General features: G+C 57.7%; 3 protein-coding genes. 2 read left to right on the forward strand and 1 reads right to left on the reverse strand.

The genetic code is table 11. The annotated features are described in order from the left end of the window. The first annotated feature begins 222 nt into the window (after positions 1-222). The gene (locus tag ACXRVY_RS27225; RefSeq protein WP_223463545.1) at positions 223-387 is read left to right on the forward strand and encodes a helix-turn-helix domain-containing protein; all 165 of its coding nucleotides are present in this window, start codon (positions 223-225) and stop codon (positions 385-387) included. A 134-nt stretch (positions 388-521) separates the two neighbouring features. Here ACXRVY_RS27225 and ACXRVY_RS27230 read toward each other — a convergent pair whose 3' ends face one another. Then, complete coding sequence (locus tag ACXRVY_RS27230; protein ID WP_458238750.1) at positions 522-1328, reverse strand: class I SAM-dependent methyltransferase; 807 nt, start codon at positions 1326-1328, stop codon at positions 522-524. Between the two features lie 171 nt (positions 1329-1499). Here ACXRVY_RS27230 and ACXRVY_RS27235 point away from each other — a divergent pair. After that, the coding region (locus ACXRVY_RS27235; RefSeq protein ID WP_458238751.1) for a hypothetical protein at positions 1500-1764 on the forward strand (265 nt) is incomplete at its 3' end.

The raw sequence follows: 1764 nt of genomic DNA on the forward strand, positions 1-1764 counted from the left end.
GTGCCAAGGGTGGCCTATACCGCTGCGGGTGATACCGTACTGCAGCGCGCATAGGCCGTTCTGGAATAGCTCGCCTCGTGCTTGTGGGAGCGAGCCTGCTCGCGATGAAGTTAAACGTCTCACATACTTCTAGGAAAAAGCGTACATCAGTAAGGAGCAGCCTGACTCGCCTTGGACCACCATCTGCGAGTACTTTCGAATTGGATTCGGGAGTCAGAGCCAATGAAAGAGAAATTAAAAGACTTCGACATGGCAGCAATACTCGATAGCAACGAGGCCATCAACGAGTACTTTTTTCAGGTAATGAAATACGGAGATGTCGAAGAGTTTTCTCGAGCTATCGACTACATAACCGAGGCCTATTCAGTTCTAACCGGGTCCACCTGAAACCGCGTCGCCGCCATCGCGAGCAGGCTCGCTCCCACATTTTGACCGATGTCATACACAAATCCTGTGTACGACAAAGATTCAGTGTGAGAGCGAGCCTGCTTGCGAAGGCGTCAGTCCGAGCTACACATCACTCAGTTCTTCACCACCACCCACGTAAAACACAACGGCAACTGCGCCACCTGCTGCTGATAGCGGTCATAGCATTCTTCGCGATTGGAGTGCCGGTATTCCTTGAAGTGACGGATCTGCAGCCCTGCCGCAATGGCGGCGCTGAAGAGGTCGCCCAGGGTGTGGACGAACCAGTAGGACGCCGCCGACGGCTGTTCGACCTTGCCTTCGTAGACGATCGGTTCGTGCTGCACGAACGGTTCGCGACGGAAGTATGAGCTGGCCAGGCGAAAAGGATCGGTTGTCTCGGGGTCGAACATTTCCAGGAACGGGTGGGTTTCGTACACCACCAGTGCGCCACCCGGCTTCAGCGTGCGCGCCGCATGGCGGAAGAATTCGCTGATATCCGGCATCCAGTTCAGGACGCCGATGGTGATCAGCGCGAGGTCAAAGCGCTCCTGCAGTTGCGCAGGCAAGTGGTGAATGTCCGCTTCGATGAATTGCGGCGCATGGGGCGAGCGGGACGCCAGTTCCCGTGCCTGTTCGAGAAATGCTTCAGACTGGTCGACACCCACCACGCTGCGCGCGCCCAGGGCAAACAGCGACAGACTTTCGCGGCCGTTGTTGCAGCCCAGTTGCACCACCTCCTTGCCGTCGACACCTGTCTGGGTCAGCAAGGCGGTCAAGGTGTCATCCAGGCAGGAGAAATCCGCGTGGGTCACGTCCTTCAACAAGGCTYGCCATTCGCTTGAGTCTTTGTGGTGACGGGCGGAGTCATTCCAGGCCTCGCGGTTGCTGGCGATGGCTTGTTCTTTTGTCGGCAGTTCCATTGCACGCTCCAGGGTTCGGGTCGTCGATTTGACCGGCCGGAGTCTAGTTCAACCTCATCCTGGCAGGTGTTGCGAACATGTAATCCGCACAGCACCGACGGCTGCCCACGGCGGCAGCTATAGTTAATGACCTTGGGGACATGTGATTAAACCGATTTCGCAGGTGTTGCCATGAACAAAACCAATCTGACGCTGTTGCTCGCCGTTTGCCTGAGCGCCACCGCTGTCGCCCACGCCGACGACATGCCCACCACCAACTACAGCAGTGAATTCAACTATTACGGCGCCGACCAACCCTTCGCCCACCCCGTACCACCGTCCATGAGCACCGTGCCGCCGGGTTCGTACATCCCGACCGCGCCCGGGGAGTTCATTCCGATTTCAAGCGAGCACGTGTTTTACGACTCACGCCTGCCGACCGTGGCCGACGCCACGG

The sequence above is a fragment of the Pseudomonas sp. P5_A2_2 genome (assembly GCF_054177685.1).